This window comes from Mesorhizobium sp. WSM4806 (assembly GCF_055811635.1).
Genome location: NZ_JBVVQZ010000017.1, coordinates 1 through 17,685 on the forward strand (window position 1 = coordinate 1; position 17,685 = coordinate 17,685).

22 protein-coding genes, 1 tRNA gene and 1 pseudogene are annotated in these 17,685 nt (G+C 60.6%); 13 read left to right on the forward strand and 11 right to left on the reverse strand.

Going from position 1 to position 17,685, the window contains the following annotated elements:
• The 4 genes and pseudogenes from AC0L2M_RS23810 to AC0L2M_RS23825 all read right to left on the reverse strand — a co-directional run.
• A pseudogene (locus tag AC0L2M_RS23810) lies at positions 1-362 on the reverse strand (hypothetical protein); the annotation flags it as partial.
• Between the two features lie 731 nt (positions 363-1,093).
• The gene (locus AC0L2M_RS23815) at positions 1,094-1,351 is read right to left on the reverse strand and encodes a recombinase family protein (RefSeq protein ID WP_353817448.1); all 258 of its coding nucleotides are present in this window, start codon (positions 1,349-1,351) and stop codon (positions 1,094-1,096) included.
• Between the two features lie 39 nt (positions 1,352-1,390).
• Positions 1,391-1,777 (reverse strand): recombinase family protein, encoded by a 387-nt coding sequence (locus AC0L2M_RS23820; protein ID WP_473536082.1) that lies wholly within the window; start codon positions 1,775-1,777, stop codon positions 1,391-1,393.
• 464 nt (positions 1,778-2,241) lie between these two features.
• Positions 2,242-2,349: a recombinase family protein gene (locus AC0L2M_RS23825; protein ID WP_473536156.1), complete on the reverse strand. Its 108-nt coding sequence runs from the start codon at positions 2,347-2,349 to the stop codon at positions 2,242-2,244.
• A 592-nt stretch (positions 2,350-2,941) separates the two neighbouring features.
• Between AC0L2M_RS23825 and AC0L2M_RS23830 the strand changes: the two genes are divergently transcribed.
• Positions 2,942-3,307, forward strand: coding sequence for a hypothetical protein (locus AC0L2M_RS23830; RefSeq protein ID WP_473536083.1), 366 nt, complete (start codon positions 2,942-2,944; stop codon positions 3,305-3,307).
• Between the two features lie 299 nt (positions 3,308-3,606).
• The gene (locus tag AC0L2M_RS23835; protein ID WP_128248476.1) at positions 3,607-4,092 is read left to right on the forward strand and encodes a hypothetical protein; all 486 of its coding nucleotides are present in this window, start codon (positions 3,607-3,609) and stop codon (positions 4,090-4,092) included.
• 398 nt (positions 4,093-4,490) lie between these two features.
• Here the strand turns inward: AC0L2M_RS23835 and AC0L2M_RS23840 are convergent, their stop codons facing one another.
• Complete coding sequence (locus tag AC0L2M_RS23840) at positions 4,491-4,718, reverse strand: hypothetical protein (protein WP_128248475.1); 228 nt, start codon at positions 4,716-4,718, stop codon at positions 4,491-4,493.
• A gap of 319 nt (positions 4,719-5,037) precedes the next feature.
• Between AC0L2M_RS23840 and AC0L2M_RS23845 the strand changes: the two genes are divergently transcribed.
• The 6 genes from AC0L2M_RS23845 to AC0L2M_RS23870 all read left to right on the forward strand — a co-directional run bounded on the left by AC0L2M_RS23845 (position 5,038) and on the right by AC0L2M_RS23870 (position 9,519).
• Positions 5,038-5,580 (forward strand): hypothetical protein, encoded by a 543-nt coding sequence (locus tag AC0L2M_RS23845; protein ID WP_287240907.1) that lies wholly within the window; start codon positions 5,038-5,040, stop codon positions 5,578-5,580.
• Entirely contained in the window at positions 5,570-5,965 is a 396-nt protein-coding gene (locus tag AC0L2M_RS23850) for a phage holin family protein (protein WP_023803797.1), read from the forward strand. The genes AC0L2M_RS23845 and AC0L2M_RS23850 overlap by 11 nt, the downstream gene beginning before the upstream one ends.
• A complete protein-coding gene (locus tag AC0L2M_RS23855; RefSeq protein ID WP_473536084.1) occupies positions 5,962-6,876 on the forward strand; it encodes a hypothetical protein in 915 nt (304 codons plus the stop codon). The genes AC0L2M_RS23850 and AC0L2M_RS23855 overlap by 4 nt, the downstream gene beginning before the upstream one ends.
• Positions 6,876-7,619, forward strand: coding sequence for a hypothetical protein (locus AC0L2M_RS23860; RefSeq protein ID WP_128248472.1), 744 nt, complete (start codon positions 6,876-6,878; stop codon positions 7,617-7,619). Before AC0L2M_RS23855 ends, AC0L2M_RS23860 begins: the two co-directional genes overlap by 1 nt.
• Positions 7,620-7,718: 99 nt before the next feature.
• A complete protein-coding gene (locus AC0L2M_RS23865; protein ID WP_287240902.1) occupies positions 7,719-8,426 on the forward strand; it encodes an SGNH/GDSL hydrolase family protein in 708 nt (235 codons plus the stop codon).
• 532 nt (positions 8,427-8,958) lie between these two features.
• Entirely contained in the window at positions 8,959-9,519 is a 561-nt protein-coding gene (locus AC0L2M_RS23870; RefSeq protein WP_128248471.1) for a DUF1003 domain-containing protein, read from the forward strand.
• Here AC0L2M_RS23870 and AC0L2M_RS23875 read toward each other — a convergent pair.
• A complete protein-coding gene (locus AC0L2M_RS23875) occupies positions 9,434-9,991 on the reverse strand; it encodes a hypothetical protein (protein WP_473536085.1) in 558 nt (185 codons plus the stop codon). The two genes, AC0L2M_RS23870 and AC0L2M_RS23875, sit on opposite strands and share 86 nt — an antisense overlap.
• A 179-nt stretch (positions 9,992-10,170) precedes the next feature.
• Between AC0L2M_RS23875 and AC0L2M_RS23880 the strand changes: the two genes are divergently transcribed.
• Positions 10,171-10,449, forward strand: coding sequence for a hypothetical protein (locus tag AC0L2M_RS23880; protein WP_128248469.1), 279 nt, complete (start codon positions 10,171-10,173; stop codon positions 10,447-10,449).
• Positions 10,450-10,604: 155 nt separating this feature from the next.
• Here AC0L2M_RS23880 and AC0L2M_RS23885 read toward each other — a convergent pair whose 3' ends face one another.
• From AC0L2M_RS23885 to AC0L2M_RS23895, 3 genes are all read right to left on the reverse strand, one after another.
• Positions 10,605-11,087 (reverse strand): DUF992 domain-containing protein, encoded by a 483-nt coding sequence (locus AC0L2M_RS23885; RefSeq protein ID WP_128248468.1) that lies wholly within the window; start codon positions 11,085-11,087, stop codon positions 10,605-10,607.
• A 513-nt stretch (positions 11,088-11,600) separates the two neighbouring features.
• Positions 11,601-11,894 carry a hypothetical protein gene (locus tag AC0L2M_RS23890; RefSeq protein ID WP_128245078.1) on the reverse strand — a complete coding sequence of 98 codons (294 nt, stop codon included), beginning with the start codon at positions 11,892-11,894 and terminating at the stop codon, positions 11,601-11,603.
• Between the two features lie 870 nt (positions 11,895-12,764).
• A tRNA-Thr gene (locus AC0L2M_RS23895) sits at positions 12,765-12,840 on the reverse strand.
• 147 nt (positions 12,841-12,987) lie between these two features.
• Between AC0L2M_RS23895 and AC0L2M_RS23900 the strand changes: the two genes are divergently transcribed.
• From AC0L2M_RS23900 to AC0L2M_RS23910, 3 genes are all read left to right on the forward strand, one after another.
• Complete coding sequence (locus AC0L2M_RS23900; RefSeq protein WP_128245079.1) at positions 12,988-13,155, forward strand: hypothetical protein; 168 nt, start codon at positions 12,988-12,990, stop codon at positions 13,153-13,155.
• Between the two features lie 198 nt (positions 13,156-13,353).
• Positions 13,354-13,662, forward strand: a complete 309-nt coding sequence (locus AC0L2M_RS23905; RefSeq protein ID WP_287242507.1) for a BA14K family protein — start codon at positions 13,354-13,356, stop codon at positions 13,660-13,662.
• Positions 13,663-13,830: 168 nt separating this feature from the next.
• A complete protein-coding gene (locus tag AC0L2M_RS23910) occupies positions 13,831-14,187 on the forward strand; it encodes a hypothetical protein (protein ID WP_095489666.1) in 357 nt (118 codons plus the stop codon).
• On the opposite strand, the gene AC0L2M_RS23915 is transcribed toward AC0L2M_RS23910, so the two are convergent.
• Together AC0L2M_RS23915 and bhcR are read right to left on the reverse strand one after the other, a co-directional pair.
• The gene (locus tag AC0L2M_RS23915) at positions 14,155-14,649 is read right to left on the reverse strand and encodes a YbaK/EbsC family protein (RefSeq protein ID WP_128245081.1); all 495 of its coding nucleotides are present in this window, start codon (positions 14,647-14,649) and stop codon (positions 14,155-14,157) included. The genes AC0L2M_RS23910 and AC0L2M_RS23915 overlap by 33 nt on opposite strands.
• A gap of 61 nt (positions 14,650-14,710) precedes the next feature.
• A complete protein-coding gene (gene bhcR / locus AC0L2M_RS23920) occupies positions 14,711-15,595 on the reverse strand; it encodes an HTH-type transcriptional regulator BhcR (RefSeq protein ID WP_128245082.1) in 885 nt (294 codons plus the stop codon).
• Between the two features lie 202 nt (positions 15,596-15,797).
• Here bhcR and gcl point away from each other — a divergent pair, with 202 nt between their 5' ends.
• A complete protein-coding gene (gcl, locus tag AC0L2M_RS23925; protein WP_287242512.1) occupies positions 15,798-17,579 on the forward strand; it encodes a glyoxylate carboligase in 1,782 nt (593 codons plus the stop codon).
• The last annotated feature ends 106 nt before the right edge of the window (positions 17,580-17,685 follow it).

Genomic DNA, 17,685 nt, shown 5'->3' on the forward strand with positions numbered 1-17,685 from the left:
TCCCAACTTGCCCAGGGAATGCCATGTAGTTCCCGAAGGGCGGTCTTCGAATAGGGCGTCCGAATGCGCAGATCGTCAGCAACCTCGAGATAGGGGCTGGAGATCGGGTCGAACGCATAGGCGTCACGTCCCTTGCTATCGGCGTGAATCGCCAGCAACTCGGCCTCACGCGCCAGCCAACGATCGATCCGTCGGGCTGCCGTCTTGCCTGGTACAAACCAGCTCCTGCGCTCGTCGCTCCACCTCGCTCGAGGAAATGCCTCCCGAAATCGTTCGACAGTCATTCGGTCATAAGGAAAATTCGCCAAGGCACCGGGCGTGTCTTGTTTCTGCAGCGCAGGCTGAATCTTGGATTCCTCCACGGTCGTGCCGTCAATAGTATTGGATTCGCAGAGAAACGCCCCGCCGGGCCTAATGGTTCACTCGCGAGTCACAACGCGAGTGGCCGAGCTGTCGCCCGGCAGCGGGCAAGCATTCATTTACCTTCCTTCGACGGAGTTAAGGCAAAAGTCTCGAAAACTCCCGCACCTGGAAATGTACACGCCTACATTGCTAGACGGTACGCCTTCGTTCCGACAAAACTGCGAATCGCGGGGCCACTGGCAATCCGCAGGTCGGCGGGTTCAGGCAATGCTCATTGAAAGATGAGCCGCCGACTTTCCTTTTGGCTGTAAAGCTCCGCGGGTAGTCGCTCTCAGTTGTCGTCTCAAATTAGTCGGCGGGGAGTGGCGACGCGGATGGCTGTAACACACTACCATTTGGACGCACCAACATTGTCGGCGCCTCGCTTTTGTGTCGGAAAAGAAGACTTGCCTTTGGGTGATCACCTGTCATGACCAGGGAAGAAGCAGAACAGGGTGTTCGCTACTTTTGCACAAAATGGAGCTGAAGAGCGCGGGCTTCCTCATCAACCAGAGGACCCAAGATTTTCCAATTTCTTTTCTTGGCTTGAGCAGAAGTCGCCCGGCCACTTGAAATTCCGAAGCAGTACTTCGGAGTTGCCGTAGCCCTGGAACGAGAACCGTGCAGCCACATCCTACGCGGCCGCAGGCCTGCTGCTTCGATGGGGACATGCTGGTCAGCAAATTCCCGCCTATAAAAGCAAGTTCGCAGAAGCTTGCCGCCCCAAAATGTTACGCACGTTAGAGACCTGCCATTGGCCGTTGCGCGCTGTTCGAACGCCGCGGTTGTTCAGGGCGATTGCCAGGCCACGCAGGCTGGTGATGCCCGACCGCTGAATGGAAGCGATGATCGGCAGCACGGTCTGGGCAAACCGGTCGGCTTCTTCGATCGACATCTTCCGACCCTTCGCCGCAGCTTCGGCGGTGTTGGTCGGATTGCCGAGCTTCATTCCAGTGGTCTTGCGGGAGGCGAGGCGGCTTTGGTCCGTTCAGAGATCAGCCGCCGCTCTTTCTCGGCGAGCGCGGCGTAGAGGTGCAACATGAACGGATCGGCATCGGCGCCAAATTCCGCAACTATGAAGGGAATGAACCATCAGGCCAGCAGTAAAGGCGACGTCACGCGAGAGTCGGTCTAGCTTCGCCACAACGACTGGGCATTTGAGCTGCCGGGCAAGGGCGAGGGCAGCAGTCAGATGCGGACGTCGATCAAGAGCATCTGCTCTCTTTCCGGTTTCGACCTCGGTGGGCTCCTGGAGGATGATCATCCGCTCGGCCTCGGCAAAGCGTGCGACCGCGGCACGCTGGGCCTCGATGCCCAAGCCTGAACGTCCTTGCCGCTGTGTGGAAACCCGATAATAGGCGACTGCGGTCGGCATGTTGCTATTCCCCGGGTGTGCAAACTGCAAACCACCGTTTGCAGTGTGCTCACAGGCGAATGAGAAGCAACTTCTAAGTGGTTGATTATGCAATTCTTCCTATCACCGGCGAGCGTAGCATGGCGCACCAGCCGGTTTTCTCCATCAGACGCACTCCCGACTAGGCGACCGGGATGAGAAGCCATCACAAGCGTTCTACGACGCAAATTGACCCAAGTCGGCCATTCCGGGAGGCAAGCTCGAGTGTCTCGAAACTGCGGAAATGGACTTAGGCTAAGGCTAGGCCATGCGCCGCTTCGCCACCCACCGATTCGTTGAGGCTGCGTTCAACGACGGTCCTCACATTGCAAACGACTTGCCGGGGGTACACGAACAATCGGGCTCACATGGGCATCCACACCGAGGGACTGCCTGCGGCGTTCAGTAGAATTGTTGGATGAACGCGGGTTCCCCTGAAGCCCCGCTTATAAAAGAGTAGTGGATTGCCGCGCGAGAACGTTGCGCACGTTCGACACCTGCCATTGGCCATTGCGAGCTGTGCGAACGCCGCGGTTGTTTAGAGCGATTGCCAGTCAACGTAGGCTGGTGCCGCCCACACCCCGTGCCTGGTGAACGACTGAAAGCCCGCCGTGCCGAAAGGTGCGGCGGGTTTTGTCCTCCGTCCGGGAACTCTGGCCAAGCCAACACGTTTGGATCGCGCAGCACTGGTCCCCGTGCTGAGAGATCGGCCTTTCCCGCGCCTATGCGCAGGAGGACCTTAAAGACGAAGACATTTTCCGGGTTGCTCCCTCAATCTGGAATACATGGAGGCCGAATATACCTGCGCGGCTCCACCGGGAAAGGAATCGACGATTCCGATGCCGGTCCGGAGGGATTGTGGGCCGGGTGATCGGCCGAAAGTGTCCTTGCGAGAGGCGAGGGCGGCCTTGGTCCGTTCCAGAGATCAGCCGCCGCTCTTTCTCGGCGAACGTGGAGCCTAAACGGGTCAGCATTTGTGCCAAGTTCGGCTACTTTGAGACGAGCGGGGACGACCATCTGCTTTCGACTGCGGTTAATCGGCGGCGGAAGGACTGGGGCTATGGAACCCTGAACAGGCGCATGTTGTTGATGGTCATTGCCGGCCCCCTATCTGGACCCGCAAAATCCAAACAGAAGGAATAACGAGTGTTGGCCAGTCAACGAGGAAGGCGCGTCCGCGCTGAGATTGCTCTTGCCCAGAACCTGATGCTCGCGCCCTGGGTTGTGGGGTTGCGGTTGCCGATCCTTGCTGCCGAGGCAACCCGTTCGCTGGTTTCAGGTCGGCCGGAAACCGTCAAGGCGGTGAGCGAAAAAGTTTCGGCCCTTGCGCAGGGGATTCTTGCGGCACAGGTGGCTTGGACGCGGGGCGCATTGACATTGCCGCTCGCCATCGCCGACGCGTCATCGCCGCTGGCCGATATCGGGCGATCAATGGCCCTTGCTGCTCTGGAGCCTGCGGGGCGGCAGGTTCGCCTAAATCACCGCCGCCTTTCCAGGCGCCGCAAACGGTGAAGCCGCAAGAGGCGAAAACACCCGCAGCAAGGCTGCAACTGCGGCAGTCCATCGATTTAATGTGCGATGGCAGTGTAAAACTTGGCGGAATTTCAATGAAAACCTCTTCCGGGGCGGCGGCGCAGAAAATTTTCTACCACCGTATACCCTGGCGGTCGCAATCACCTGACAGACGCGAAAAGAACGCGCCGTCGGCGGATTGACACTTCAGTCGGGATACAGCTCTTTGCCGTTAACGGAGGTGTCGGGAACTGAGCTTCGGTTCGGCGGTTAAAAGAGGGAGAGTTACGGAGGTTAAGGTGAACGGCCTGCTGAAGACTGGACTTTCGACAGGCGCGACCGGCACGGTCGCAAGTGTTGTGACGGCGGCGTTCCTCGTCCTTCTGGCCAAAGCCGAAGGAAAGTCGGCGCTGCAGCCGACCAACGCCACCAGCCACTGGCTCCACGGCGACAAGGCTGGTGCGGTTAGGAAGGCCGACCTCGCGCACACGGCGGTCGGCTTCGGCACCCATCATGCTTCGGCCATATTCTGGGCCGCTCCTTTCGAGGCTTGGCTCGCCAGAAATCCTCCGCGGTCGCCGCTACTGATGCTGCGCGATGCCTCCGCGGTAGCCGCGATCGCTGCGGCTGTGGACTATCTCGTTGTGCCGAAGCGGCTGACCCCGGGCTGGGAGACAGTGCTTTCTAAGCGCTCCATCGCAGCTGCGTATGTAGCGCTCGCTCTGGGTTTGGCTGCCGGCGGACTAGTCGCGCAGGAGATGCGAAAAGGCGAGGTACGGCCATAGCGCCGGGCATTTCGTGGCCATTGAACTGCTCGCAAGAACTGTTCGAGGCGCGCGCCAATGCGGACCGAAGTTGCACTGCGACAACTGTGACGGTGACGCCAGCTGCCCATATGGCCCGAGCAGCGCGAGCGTAACCGTGTCTGGGGTAAAGCCGTCGAAGGCTGTGACGCTGATTCACAAACCGGGGCTCGCCGCGCTGGTGGCAGATCCTCGTTGCGACGGCTTTCGCCTTGCAGCGACGACTCGGCGAAGGGAAACGTCCCTCCCGGGCGTGACGGGCGGAGCCGGTCTATACGTGGCCGGCCCAGTGCCGCGGCTATGCGAAGCTGAGGCCGTCTGTGATCTCATTATAGTCCAAAAAGAGGCGGTTGCAGGGGCGCGAAGCGGAGTCCAGAGCCCTACGGCCCGCTTTTCGCGTCATTGACTGCTAGGGCCGCGATGACCAGCGCAAGATCACTTCCTCCGGCCAGGACGGCAACTTGCGCCTCTTCTCCAGTCCTAGCCCGTTTCAGCGCCTTCTCTATGGCGTTCTCGACGTTGCCGATCTCGTCTTCTCGTACCGCGTGGCCGTAGCCTGCCGCTTCGGCATCTTGCTCGAACTGCTGAGCCAAGACGGCAATGCTCACGCCGCTTTCGGCAGGAAGATTGCCGACGTTCTCCTGTAGCCAGTTTAGGGCTCATGCGCATCTCCTTCGGGAGATGAACGCCTCCGGCCCGAGGCGACGGCTTTACTCCCCTTCAGCACGTCCAGGCACCGCTTAATTTGAAGCGCGCTGCTGCACGACCATCTGTCGACGATCGAGGGTGGAGAGAGATTCGCGCCGGCAAAAAGTTGGCCGCCTTACAGGGGGGCTGCCAGGCGCCGAGACCGCTATCTACTTTGTTTGAGCAGTTCCAAGGAACCAACGGGTTTTCCCGCAGTTTTGTCAGTCAATGGAGGAAATTATGAACAACCAAAACATGGAACGGGATTCCGCGCCCAAGACACCAGATGACAGTGCAAAGAAGGACGTTGGGACAACGGTGAGCGGCGCGTTCTCCAAGGCATCCGATTTGGCTCAAGAGGCAGCCGATACGGTCAAGCAGTCGGCCGCGGATGGTGCGTCAACGGTTGCCAGCCAAGTAAAGGAAATGCTGGATCGTCAGGTCGGCAGCGGTGCCGAGGTGATGGGTCAGCTCGCAAGTTCGACAAAACGGGCTGCCGAGGACCTCGACGAAAGCGCACCGCTAGTCGCCGGTGTCGTCCGTACGTTCGCGAACCGAATCGACGGGTACGCAGACGATCTGCGGGACCAGTCGGTCGATCAGCTGGTCCGCGCCGCCTCCGATTTGACAAGGCGTCAGCCGGCATTGGTGTTCGGACTTGCCGCCCTTGCGGGTTTTTTGACATTTCGAACGCTGAAGAGCGCACCTCCGGCGTCGCCGCTTTCGAACGAGCCTATGCACGAACGTAACCGGCAAGGAGCGAACGAATTCCATGGCACATGAGCAGCTCAAGAATTCCACGCTTCCTCGCGCACTGTCCGACGTCGTTGCCGACCTTGCCGATCTTGTTCAGAAGGAGCTGCGACTGGCGCGCGCGGAGTTGTCTGAAAATCTCTTTGCCAAATTTCGGGCGGGTATTTGGATGTCCACGGCTGGCGTGCTGGGGCTGATCGCGGCATTTTTGGCAGTGCAGGCGCTTGTCTTCGGGATAGCCAGCCTTGGGATCGCAGTGCACTGGTCCTGCCTGATTGTTGCCGCCATCACGGCCGGGGCTGGAGCGCTCGCCTATTACAAGGGCCGCATGGACGCACACAAAGAGATAACGCCGACCCGTTCCATCCATCAGATCAAGCAGGACATCTCGACAACCAAGGAGCATCTGTCATGAGCCGCGAATCACGTACGGCCAATCTCGGAACGGCGGAATGGTTCATCGGCGCCGCCAAAAACAACCCGGAAGGTCTTCTCCTCGTTGCGGCCGGCTGCGCATTGTTGATGCGCCGCGGCGGGTCATCGGCCATCAGTAGCTTCGGGCATGCTGAGGAATCCCGCGGAAACAATGGCCACCGAAAGGCTCAGTCAAGGTCTTCGAGCACGCGCCCCGATGGACACGAGGCGGAAACCAGAGAAGGCGGCCCAGCGGCGGTAGAGGCAGCACGTGAATATGTTTCCGAGATCGGCGAGAAGGTGGCGGCAACCGCAAGTTCCTACGCATCCTCGGCATCGACGTATGCGGACGAGGCGCGGCGCAACGTCTCCCAGACATCGGAACAATTCGCCCGGCGGGCCCAATCCACGCTCCAGGATACGATGAACCGTGTGACGCAAGAGCAGCCACTGACGCTGGCGCTGCTCGGTTTTGCCGCCGGGGCGGCTGTTGCAGCTGCCTTCCGGACCACCGAAATTGAGAACCGGACCCTTGGCCCAGCCGCAGAGCAGCTGACGGACACCGCAGAAAGGGCTGGCGAACGGCTAAAGGAATCGACAGAGGAGGCGGGCAAACGTCTCAGGAGGGCAGCCGAGGAGCGCGGCCTTAATGCCGATGGCCTCAAGGAGGTTGCGAGCGACGTGGCTGGTGCGTTCGGCAGCGCCTTGTCGGGCGAGCAGCCAACCGAGTCCGCGCAGGCGCCATCCGCGAGTTCGGGTGGATCGCGCGCTCAATCGGCTCAGCGCGGCATGCCCCAATCGGGCGGCATGGGCCGCTCGCAAGATAAATCGGCCAAATCGGACCAATCGCCACAATCGGATGCCTCTCGGCCGAGCAAATCCGGACGGTCTAGCGGCAAGCGAGGCTCATAATGGGTGAGGCAAGTCTCCGCCAGCTCGAACATGATGTGGAGGCAGCCCGGGCTAGGCTCGCCGAACATCTGTCGACGCTGCGATCGCCAAATACATTGTCCGAGTTTACCGACGAGCTGAAGCAAGAGGCGCTCGAGGCAAAGGACGCGCTGGTCGAAAAAGCAAGATCGACCGCGCAGTCGACGGCGCAGGGGATCGTCGATGATCTCAAGGCAAAGGCGGCAGCCAACCCGAGCGCCGCATTGGTGATTGGGGCTGGTCTCGCTTGGCGTCTCCTGCACCGTCCGCCGATTGCAACTGCTTTGATCGGAGCGGGACTATTTAGCCTGTTGCGGACACCTTCAATACCAGACATGGGCGAGCAAGTTGATCATTTCTCCTACGCCACAGAGCGCTTGAAGGAGCAAGCCGGCGAGCTGGCGGAGAAGGTCGGCGAACTGGGCGCCGAGACGGCGGAAGCAGTGAAGGAGCAAACAACTGAGCTGGCCGGCGCCGTCAAAGAGAGAGTGCGGGATTGGAGCGCCGGGACGCCGAACATGATTGACGATATGCGGCAGACCTCCGGCGAGGCGGCCCAGCGAGTAGCCGCCACAGCCGGCCGGGCATCATCGGCTGTTCAGGGCGTCATGAGCGATCAGGAGACTCGAGACAAACTCCTGCTGGGCGCCGCAGGAGTAGCCATAGCGGCCGCTATGGCTCTTGCGTATCAGCGGCGGGAAGAGGAGAGGACGGCGAACGATTAATACGGAAAGCGGAGCGAACTCGAACAGCAGCCACTGAAGGCTCGCGCACGAGCGACAGTCGTGGGAGACGCCGGTCTGGTAAAGATATCGCGCAGGAGCGTGTTGCTGGCCGCCGCCGCGGGACAAGCATTTTCCACGGTGCAAACTGTTTCCGCCGAGGACGTGGGGACGATGAACAAGGTTGTGCTCCTAGGCGATTCGGTGTTCGACAACAGCGCCTATGTCGCCGATGGAGCAGATCTAGTGGCCCACGTTTTGCGTCAGCTCCCGATCGGCTGGTCGGCCAAGCTGCTTGCCGTTGACGGCAGCGTCATGACGGATGTGGGCCGGCAACTGAACCGCCTGCCAGCTGACGCCACTCATCTGGTGGTAAGCGTGGGAGGGAACGACGCGCTCGGCGTCTCCTCCGTTTTGAACGCTCCGTCGCGGTCCGTTGCCGACACTCTGCTGAGGCTCGCCGAAATTAGAGAGCAGTTTTGCTTGGAGTATATGTCGACGCTGGATGCCGTCCTGGCTGTAGGGCTGCCGACCGCGATTTGCTCGATCTATGATGTCCGGTATGCCGACCCCGACCAGAGACGCATTGCGGTAACGGCCCTGTCGATCCTCAACGATTGCATCACACGAGCAGCCGCCGTGCGCGGCATTCCGCTGATCGACCTTCGCATTGTCTGCGGCGAGGACGCCGACTTTGTCAACGCCATCGAGCCTTCAGAACAGGGCGGCAAAAAGATTGCCGCGGCGATCGTGTCGTTCCTTGCCAAGCACGAATTCCGAAGCGGGCGTGCCGAACTGATTGTTCGGTAGCAGCGCTGGCAGTTGCCATTCATGGTCGATCGGGCCTTCCTCAGCGTTGTGGAGGACGAGCAGCCGCTGAGCGGGCGTTTGTGGCCCTCCCAAGCGCGGACTTGTTCTCCCCCATCATCGCATCAGATTTGGTCAATGAGAAGCGGTCCTAGCCAAGTGACCGGCGCGAACAAAACAGTTTTTGATCCAGTTCTCTTGCCCTGGTGACGCGCCTTCGTGTTCGGAGAACGAAATTCGCATGGTGCCTCACCAGGATACGAAGCCAGGCGCCGAGCACTCACCACCTTCAATCCTCGACCGTACGAAAGACGCTCAGCGGCCGGATCGCCCGGCCCTTCCTCAGCGGCCGGATCGCCCCGCCCTTCCTCAGCGGGAAGGCTCTGGCGCCGCCAAGCGTCTAAGACCCCGAAATCGCCTGGATAAATGAGGAGAGCCAATGATTAGACGGCTCCAGTCGGGAACAAAGTCGAATACCCATGATTTTGTATGTTGCCCAGAGTGGCAGGACCGATAGCTATCCAACTGGTGTTCCATGGATTCTCCAACGTTGCCTCCGCCACCTCCGACTGAACTCAGCCAAGCACTGAAACGCAATATCCATGCGATTGAAGAGCGCCGGGCGAAGGAAGCAAGCGAGGCAACTTTGGAAGAGAAAATCGCTGAGGCGATTACTTCTTTTACGGGCAGTATGCGTTTCGTGTACCTTCACTTGGCCGTGTATGGCGGCTGGATCGTCTCGAACTTGGGCTGGATACCGATCACTCCGCCATTTGATCCGACATTCGTGATATTGGCTATGGTAGCTTCCGTCGAGGCCATATTCCTCTCGACCTTTGTACTGATCAGCCAAAACCGGATGTCAGCTGCCGCAGACAAACGGGCGGATCTGGATCTTCAGGTGAGCCTGCTGACGGAGCACGAACTCACAAAGCTTACTGAACTTGTCGATTCGATAACGGATCGGTTGAATGTAAAACCAGCCTTAAACGATGTAGAAGTCGGCGAGATTAAGAAGGACCTTGCGCCAGAAGCAGTGCTGGACGAGATCGAATCGAAGCAGCGGGAGACTGCGGAGAAGCTGGACCAGCGCTGAATCGACACAACGCCCTAGTGCCGTAATTTCTAAGTTCGGTTGTTTTGATTTCGGGCATCGGTCGAAATTCGAAGTCAAAACGGCAGTCGAAATCAAACCGTCGGCAATGCCGCACTACAGGAGCTTCATTATCTTCGTAGGTGGTCACGAAGGTCACTGATGTGTCCAGTTTTCCCTCTAGCTCATGGATGGAGGTTTCCTTCCAGCGCGCCCTGGTCTTCAGCCAGAAGATTGCTGGAGTGACGGCCTCACGTCCTTCGCCGGTCGCCTTGCGGTAGAGGCTTTCGGCGACCCGTGCGTTGGCCTTGATGGCGCCGCTCTCGAGCTCATGGGCGTAGGTCGCCTTGAGGTCCTGCTCGTCTGTGGCGAGCACGCAGGCGATATCGGCCGCGCTAAGCCCGAAGCCGGCAAGCGCCTCCACCCTGGAGCTCAGTGGCCGGTTTTCCAGAGGAGCTTCGATATCGGGGCTCATTTGGCTCGAAGACCGTCCAATCCGAGGCGCGTAGACCAGCTGCCCTAGCGATATCCGCTGATCAAGATGATAGATCGCGTTAGCCTCGCCTGATCAAACTCAAGTACTTCTGCTCGCCCCATCACCGTGAGAGCGCCCTCCAACCGATCATCGCACGCTGGAAGTACGAGGTAGGCTTCGTGGACGGCGAGCCTGCGGAGGCTCGGCTCGTCAAGCTGGAAACCCTGCTACACCCACTCGCCGCCTCGCATGAGCTGGCGCTCATTGCCGAGATGCTCGGCGTGCCGGGTGGCGAGCGGTACCCGCCACTGGCTCTCAGCCCGGAGCGCAAGAAGGAGCAGACCTTCGGGGCAATGCTTGACATCCTCGATGAACGGGCCCGCCGATCGCCCGTGCTGATGCTGTTCGAGGACGTGCATTGGGCCGATCCAAGCGGTCTCAATGATGGCTTTGGCTAGCGCTTCGCCCGGCGGGTTATCGCGGACAGGGACATGTCGGCGAGGCCGGCGCTTCGTCCTTGGTCGTCAACATGCCGTGCCCGCGCCGATTGTCGCCGAACCGCTAGACTACGTAGGTGATGGCTGGCGGTCTGGGCGCGCCGAGGGCTAACATTCTATTTGGCGGCGCGAAGTTGGAAACTGGTCACGCCGGCTGCAACGTTCAGGCCAGTCTGCACCTGGACACTGAGTGGCTGCAACGTATAGGTCCTGTTGGATCCTCCAACCAGAAGATTGGCACCGGCACCCACGACGACCGTCGCTTCTGCGCCGACGCCGTTGTAGTTGCCGGCCAGCACGCCGGGCGCATAGACGTTACCGGTTGGCGCAAGCACCCGCCACCGCAGCACTGCCCTCGGCGTCGGACCGACGTCCAGCCCCAACTTCCTAATGACCCCTATGTATGTTTCGGGTGCGACCTTCGGGTTGGCCGACGTGAAGGTGCAACTCAGAGCTTTTTTCGAGCCGATGATGTAGCGAGTGCCAGCTGCGACAACGCAGTCGAGCACACCGAACGTCGTGTTGGCCTCTTGAGCCGCGTTGGGCACAATGGACGCGGCGATCGCGACAAGAGTGATGGCTGCGAGACATTTACGCATTGTGGTTGCTCCTTGTGAGGTGGTCGAGACTTCACGGAGGCGTGTGCGCTACCTTCAGCATACTACACAAAAGAAGATTACCCGGCACTTTGTTCCGGAACCTGTTGGCCTCTGGCAATTGGGGCAGGTGGCGTCTCGCCCGAGGGCATCACCGCATGGATCTCGGCCAATGGCGCCGGCCAGCTGATTGAGTTTACTTTATGTGGCGTCAGGAAGGTGACTACGGTATCATGATACCACCATGTCCAACGCCAAACTGAACATAAGGCACGAGCGTTTCTGCCTTGGCCTCGCCGAGGGCCTCCCCCAATCTCGAGCCTATATCGAGGCTGGCTAGCGGGCGCGCGTGAGTGTGCGAGCAACTCTGGCAGCGAAGGTCCGGAATGGGACCGGCTCAAGACCTTGGCGACGCCATCCGGGAAAGTCCGCAAGTCGCGCTACTTGCTCGTTCTGGTCTGCCGTGAAGAGCGGGGCAGAGACGTCGCGCGAACAGACATTGGATCAGAAGCCGGCTCACGGGAAATCGAAATGCTGCCATTCCACGCATCGATGGACCCGACATTGACCCTCAAGCGTCTGGACATAGGAGGCGACGGGCACGGCGGGCCGGTTGCACTCATTGCCGAACCGGCGGACATAGCGATCATAGGTGTTGCGGCCGGTGGTCAGCACCACCGCGCGCCGGCTCTGGATCAGCTGCTGCGTCTGTTCGCAAGTCATGGTGCGCGCATCCGGCCGGGCGTAAGCCATGCTTGTGGCGGCGAACAGGATCGCCGCGGCTGTGGATACGATTGGGCGAGCTGGCATGGCACATCCTCACAAGGGTCGTTCTAACGCGCACCGTCGCCCGTGGTTCCGCACCTTCACTCGAAGCCGCATCTCAAGCAAGGGGCTGTTACTGCAACGGCAAAGTGGTTGAAGCGTTCCAGAGGAGCAGCGTGTGCTTTTGGGAGTCTATGCAGCCCGCCTTACCGATGTACGGCGGGCTTTTTTGTTGTCTGGGGGGAACACGATCTGGCGACAATGGTTCGGTGCGGCAACAAAGCGCCGTACCGTCAGATCGAGGACAGGGAATGCGGGAAAGGCAAGGCTCAACCGATAAAGAAAGACACGACCGACAGGAGCGCACGTCGGATGCTGCGCGGGCATTAATAGACATTGAGCGCGTCGCACGAGATGCAAAGACGGCTCGGCTGCGGGAGCAACGACTTAAAGCCGAGACTGCTCTCCCTGCTGCATCGGCACCGAAACCGAAGCGGAATTGGAAGACCAAGAAGTCGTAGTAGGCACGCTGCACCTGGCGCCCAAGTATCAGCCGCGGTCCTTGGCGATGAGTTGCGCCAAGCGGTTCTGGTGGCAACGCCGGAAACGCCGTTTTGTTGCTGCAGCCCTGCGGAATCACGTTCTAGAGAGCCGGCGCATTCTCGCTCGATCCCAATATCTTTTGCGCCTCATACATCAAAGGGAAAGTTCCGCCGCAGATGCCGGCGACGAGGCTGAGGCCATCGCCGCAACCTCGGCGATGGCGCAAGCTTCGGTATCAACAAGCAGTAGCCCGCACACCCAGCATGCCCGCTGCCTCACGGTGGCTGGCTTTTTGTTACCCTAATTGTTACCCAGTGGTTTTCTGTCGCTAAGGATTCGAAGAATTAATTGACGTTAACTTATTGATGTTGTTGGTGCCCCCGGACGGAATCGAACCGCCGACCTTCGGTTTACAAAACCGCTGCTCTACCAGCTGAGCTACAAGGGCACGGCGCTCCGGTTAGCATATTTGGTGCGCCAGTAAAGACAAAACTCCGTTTTGAGTGCGCTGGGGCAGCCGGCGCGGGCATCCTGAAAACGGCCAATTGGCTTCCTATATCGTTCTAAGGTGCAATCGCATGGGCGAGGGTGTCGCATGATCAGACTTGTCGTCATTGCCCTGATCGTCGTCGTGGCCTGGTTTCTCCTGGTGAAGCTCATCAAGGTTTTGAAGAGAGCCAATGTCGACTGGACCGGCGTCACCACCATCATCGGCTTCATCGCGCTCGCCTTCTGGCTGCGTCATATCACCGGCATGGGCTGAGGCCTCCCGCCGCCGGACTGTCGATCGGCGCTCTCGCCGGTCGTAATTTGCGCGCCTGGCGCAAACCTGTTCAGTTCGGCCGCTTTTGCGCTTTTGAAAAAATCCAAAAAAACCGTCGAACCTTTTTCCTTGCTGCAACGACTGATGGTCAAGAGGCGGGATGGATCGCCTCTCAGACAACGCAGCAAGGAGATCGTCATGTTGAAGCGCGCCATCGTTTCCGGCCTCATCGCCACCACTGTCGCCGCCGCCATGCTGGCCGGCACCGTTCAGCCTTCGGCCGCCCATCACAAGCACCATCACAACAAGCACCTTGGCATCGGTATCGCCGCCGGCGTCGGTGGCTTCCTGCTCGGCACCGCGCTCGCCCAGCCGCGCACCGTCTACATCCAGGAAAATGGCGGCTCATGGCACGTCCGGCGCTGCCTTAACCGCTATCAGAGCTACGATCCGTACTCCGACACCTATGTCGGCTACGACGGCTATCGTCACCGCTGCCGGCTTTGAGGGGAGGTGAACCGTTTCAGGCAAGGGAAAAAGGGGCACCCACTGCCCTTTTTCAGCTGTCTGGGTTGCAAAATTGAACCCGGCACCGCGACCGGTTCCAGCGAGGGATGTACAGGGATTTTTCGACAGCTTAGTCTGGCGGTGAAGGCACCAGAGGGAGAGGGACGCTTGGACGAGCACGAACCCAAGGAAGAGCAGATTGAGACGGATTTCCGCAACGGCACGATCACCACCGTCGGCATTCTACTGGCTTTCTCGCTGGGCTTCATCACGCATTGGGCCGCCAACCCGCTCCCTTGGGAAATCTATCACCTGGCAGCCGTCGTGCCGATTTTGATAGGCATTGCCTTGCAGATACGAGCGCTGCGGTTGCTGCTCGACACAACGTCTCTACAGCGACGCGTCTATGAACGCGCCACCCGCATCTTCATCGCCGGCCTGATCTTCACCGCCTGCGGAGTTGGGCTGGCGATGCTGCTTGATTTCTACGACCTATCGACCAAGAGCGCGGTGCCCGGGGCCTAGCTCATCCTGACAGATGTCGCACCATTCGGCGCCGGTCAGCGCTGCCATGCGCTCGACGCCTATTTTCACCGCTGCATTGGTTGCGCCGGCCGCTGGCACGACCTGATCGTAGGCGCGCAGCGATACGTCGCAATAGACCGGCAACGGCGAGGCGAGGCCGAAGGGGCAGACGCCGCCAATCGGATGGCCAGTGATTTCGGCCACCTGCTCGGCATCGAGCATGCGCGGCTTGCCGCCGAATGCATCGCGCGATTTGCGATTGTCGATGCGCGCGTCGCCGCGGGCGACGACCAGCATGGCCCGGTCACCGACGCGCAGGCAGATGGTCTTGGCGATCTGCCCCGGCTCGACGCCGTGCGCCTCGGCCGCGAGCGCGACAGTCGCCGAGCTTGTCGGCGTTTCGATCACCTCGATGTCGCGGGCATACTCGGCGAAGAAGGCTTTGACGGATTGGAGGCTCATGCGTCTTTCGGGCGTCGGCTGGCGGAAGGTGGACGCAAACTTGGCCGTAGCCGGGCGGCTGTCAAGGTGAGCGCGCAGCGCCAATCTCGAAGAGTGGACCCGGTTCGGCGGCGCGGCTTGGTGAAGAAGGGGGCGGCAGACCACCAATCATCCTGGTTATTTCCGCTGCCGCATCGCGCACCAGCGGGCCGATCTCGGCCAGCCGCTGCGGCGTGACCCGCACTGTCGGTCCCGAAACCGACACGCCGCCGATCGGCTCGCCGAACTCGTTGAAGATGGCGGCGGCAACGCAGCGCATGCCGGGGTGCCGTTCCTCGTCGTCGACCGACCAGCCGCGCAGCTTGATCGTCACCAGATCATGGGCCAGCGCCGAGATGTCGGAAAGCGTCTTTTCGGTGAAGCGCTCCAGCCCGGTCCGGCGCAGGACGGCGCCGACGCGCTGCGGCTCGAGATGCGCCAGCACCGCCTTGCCGATGCCCGACGCATGGAAGGAGCTGCACGTGCCCGGCCGGAAGAAGGCGCGGATCGCCTGATGCGTCTCGACCTGGCTGACGAAGACGACGCAGTCGTCCTCGGCGACGCCGAGATTGGCGGTCTCGCCGGTCTTCTCCATCAATTCCTGCATGACGATGCGGGCGCGGTCGACCAGCTTGCGGCGGCGCAGGAACGCCGCGCCCATGCGATAGGTTTCGACGCCGATCGACCACAGCTGGTCGCTGCTGTCGAACTCGACCATACCGTGGTTTTCCAGCGTCGTCAGCATGCGGTAGGCGGTGGAGGCGGGGAGGCCGCTCTGCGCGGCGATCTCGCTCAGCGACAGGCCGCTGCCTTCGGCGACGATGGCCAGGATGCGCAGCGCCCGGTCGAGCGACTGCACCGAAGCCGCCTCGGCCGGACCGTGGAAGGCGCGCGGCCGTCCGCGCTGGCGTTTTTCGGCGGTCTCCATAGTGGCATTCTTGCCGATTTCGCCAAATGCGCAATGAAAAAGTTTTTCACTCTTTTGCCATGGGAACTTCGTGGAAAACAGAAAATCCAATGAAATCAGTACATAGCAGTCGTTTCTTATAAATGAAAAAATATTCTGAAAAAATTGAAAAATAACAGGCGCGCTGGCATTCTCGGCCATCAACAATTCCGTGGAGGCTGACATGGCCAGGATGCGCGCAGTCGACGCAGCGGTTCTCGTTTTGGAAAAAGAAGGCACCTCCTGCGCCTTTGGCGTGCCGGGTGCTGCCATCAACCCGTTCTATTCGGCGCTGAAGGCGAGGGGTACGATCCGCCATATCCTGGCGCGCCATGTCGAGGCGGCCTCGCACATGGCCGAAGGTTATACCCGCGCCAGATCAGGCAATATCGGCCTGTGCATCGGCACTTCGGGTCCGGCCGGCACCGACATGATCACCGGCCTCTATTCGGCCGCGGCCGATTCCATCCCGATCCTCTGCATCACCGGCCAGGCGCCGCGGGCGCGTCTCAACAAGGAGGATTTCCAGGCCGTCGACATCGCCGCCATCGCAGCACCCGTCGCCAAATGGGCGGTCACCGTGATGGAACCCTACCTGGTGCCGATGGCGCTGCAGAAGGCGTTTCACCTGATGCGCTCGTCGCGGCCGGGGCCGGTCCTCATCGATCTGCCGGTCGACGTGCAACTGGCCGAGATCGAGTTCGACATCGATGCCTATGAGCCGCTGGTGCCGTTCAAACCGGCAATGTCGCGCGGCCAGGCCGAAAAGGCCTTGGCGATGCTCAACGCGGCCGAAAGACCGTTGATCGTCGCCGGCGGCGGCATCATCAACGCCGATGCCTCGGATCTGCTGATCGAGTTCGCCGAAGTCACCGGCGTGCCGGTGATCCCGACGCTGATGGGCTGGGGCGCGATTCCCGACGACCACCGGCTGATGGCCGGCATGTGCGGGCTGCAGACATCGCATCGCTACGGCAACGCAACGATGCTCGAAGCTGATTTCGTCTTCGGCATCGGCAACCGCTGGGCCAACCGCCACACCGGCTCCGTCGATGTCTACACCAAGGGCAAAAAATTCATCCATGTCGACATCGAGCCGACGCAGATCGGCCGTGTCTTCGCGCCGGACCTCGGTGTCGTCTCGGACGCCGGTGCAGCGCTCAAAATGCTGCTCGACGTCGCCACCGAGTGGAGAACGGCGGGAAAACTGCGCGACTGGTCGGGTTGGGCCAGGGAATGCCAGGGCCGCAAGAAGACGCTGAAGCGCAAGACGCATTTCGACCAGGTGCCGCTGAAGCCGCAGCGCGTCTACGAGGAGATGAACAAGGCATTCGGCCGCGACACCACCTATGTCACCACGATCGGGCTTTCGCAGATCGCCGGCGCTCAGTTCCTGCATGTCTACAAGCCGCGCAACTGGATCAATTGCGGCCAGGCCGGCCCGCTCGGCTGGACGCTGCCGGCCGCACTTGGCGTTCGCGCCGCCGATCCGCAGCGCAACATCGTGGCGCTGTCCGGCGACTATGATTTCCAGTTCATGATTGAGGAACTGGCGGTCGGCGCGCAGCACAGATTGCCCTACATTCACGTCGTCGTGAACAATGCCTATCTCGGCCTGATCCGCCAGGCGCAGCGCGGCTTTTCGATGGATTTCGAGGTCAGCCTTGCCTTCGAGAACGTCAACCGGAAGGATGATCCCGAGGCTGGCTATGGCGTCGACCACGTCGCGGTTGCCGAGGCCATGGGCTGCAAGGCGGTACGGGTGCGCCGGCCGGAGGAATTCGCCGGCGCCTTCAAACAGGCGCAACAACTGATGAAGGAGCACCAGGTTCCGGTGGTGCTCGAATTCATCCTTGAGCGCGTCACCAATGTTTCGATGGGCACCGAGATCGACAAGATCACCGAATTCGAGGAGCTTGCCGAACATCACGAAGACGCGCCGACGGCGATCGTCATGCTGGATTAAGCTGTGCTGATATTCAGGTGATGCCGGCCTGCAAACGGCGGTTTCCTGCGCTTCCGGTGCTCACGTACCAAAAGTACGCTCCGCTCCGGTTCTCGGAACCCACCAT